This is a genomic window from Geobacillus sp. PK12 (genome assembly GCF_004123125.1).
Taxonomy (GTDB): Bacteria; Bacillota; Bacilli; order Bacillales; family Anoxybacillaceae; genus Geobacillus; species Geobacillus zalihae.
The window spans coordinates 1-1,605 of record NZ_SDKL01000099.1 but is presented as its reverse complement, the minus strand read 5'-3'; the positions used below and the strand labels follow the sequence as shown (position 1 = coordinate 1,605).

Annotated in this window: 3 protein-coding genes; 1 reads left to right on the top strand and 2 read right to left on the bottom strand. The window is 43.7% G+C overall.

Going from position 1 to position 1,605, the window contains the following annotated elements; genetic code table 11:
• The coding region (locus ETR37_RS18050; RefSeq protein ID WP_240673926.1) for a DUF3888 domain-containing protein at positions 1-505 on the top strand (505 nt) is incomplete at its 5' end.
• 210 nt (positions 506-715) lie between these two features.
• On the opposite strand, the gene ETR37_RS19940 is transcribed toward ETR37_RS18050, so the two are convergent.
• Complete coding sequence (locus ETR37_RS19940) at positions 716-1,222, bottom strand: IS630 family transposase (RefSeq protein WP_015865167.1); 507 nt, start codon at positions 1,220-1,222, stop codon at positions 716-718.
• Positions 1,209-1,379: a winged helix-turn-helix domain-containing protein gene (locus tag ETR37_RS19935; protein ID WP_240673927.1), complete on the bottom strand. Its 171-nt coding sequence runs from the start codon at positions 1,377-1,379 to the stop codon at positions 1,209-1,211. Before ETR37_RS19935 ends, ETR37_RS19940 begins: the two co-directional genes overlap by 14 nt.
• Between the last annotated feature and the right edge of the window lie 226 nt (positions 1,380-1,605).

Here is a 1,605-nt window from a genome sequence, read left to right as displayed (position 1 = left end):
AGCGTATACCGCACTCACCAAGTGGTGGGGATTTTCACGGAAAATGGTGAAGACCCATAAAAGGAGGAATTCAAATATGAACAGGAAATTTATAGGAGTAATGTCCCTCTTTTTGATAATATTATTCGGAATGTATGGTGTCGGGACTAAAATTGTCGCCAAATCAAAAATTTATGAAACAGAGTCAACAACTACATTAGTGGTTAATAAAAATGATTTAGAGGACCTTTCAATTTACTTCTTAACGCCTTATATAACCAAAGCAGTACAGGATTATTATGGAAAACCATCTGGAATTCAGTGGTGGAAGCCTAAAATATTAGAGATTAAAAATTTAGAACCCGGGAGTCGTTATAAATTCTTACTCAAAATTCGTGTAGAAACATTTAAAGGGGCTCACAACCCTCCTTACGGAATTGATATAATAACACTTGAAATCGATTTTGACAAAATTCGTATTATTGATTACAAGCACATCGAAGAGAAGATAAAAAAACAAACATAGGGTATTACCTCTTTTATTTTTCCTAAATAATGGACTCACTAATCAGCGAGGAACAGCTGAGCTTATACAGCTACTTTCTCCTGCCCGAGTTCGACAGTGACTAGGCAAATAAATCGCCTCTCAGTCCTTGATGCAGAAGGGCTGAGAGGCGATTAGGTATACTTGTGGCGTGTATCTATATAGATGCACCTTGAAAAGTTAACTTCTGGATTACACTGCACACCCTAGGCGTTGTAGCACTTCCTTAGGGCGTTCATGGATGTAGTCCACAAACCGGGCAATGGCTTGGGCGATATCGTTTTGATCTTTGTGAAACACATTGGCAATGACAGTGTCTTTCAGCCATTTCCACAAGCGTTCGATCGGGTTCAGTTGCGGAGAATACGGAGGAAGGTAAATGAAGTGAAAACTCCGTCCTTCTTCCCGCAAAAACTCTCTCACCATTTTGGCATGATGAATTCGGGCGTTATCCAGCACCAAGACGATGAGACGATCCGGGTAACGCTCTTTGAGAACCCGCAGGAAATCCAAAAATGTTGTCGCATTGGCCGCTCCTGCTTGATAAAGAACTGTTTCGCCATCATGGACGTTAACGGCGTCAAACAGCGATACGTGAGCATGATGGCCGAACGTCGGCACTTGCTTTTGACGGCCAACCTCTGACCATGTCGTACGCAACACATGATACGATCGGATATGCGTTTCATCGATGTACAACAGGACGGAATCTGGATCGATTAAGTTTTTTTATTAGATCCATTTGTTTTTCGAAGTGTTTTTGCCGATCCGGATCTCCTTTCGCCAACGTGTAAGTCGGCCGGGTCCACGAAAGCCCTTTTCGATGCAAGAGTTTTCGCAAGGCTTCGCGGGACATGGAGATGCCATAATGGTGGTGTACATAGGATTGAAGGATCTTCGTATTCCACGCCGAAGCGATGTCCCAGCCCAGCTCCGCGGGTGTCGTGGTCAACACAAGGTGTTTGATCTCTTCCTGCTGTTCTTCGGTGAGAAACGGCTCTCGCCCAGGGGCAAAATCCCGATGAAGCAGGAGTTCCAGGCCCCATACCCATCAAGTTAAGAATTTTGGTCTTTGTGCATCG

What these genes read in the sequence shown, in the direction of transcription:
- ETR37_RS19935 (WP_240673927.1), bottom strand. Translation starts at nt 1,379, where the DNA reads ATGTCCCGCGAAGCCTTGCGAAAACTCTTGCATCGAAAAGGGCTTTCG.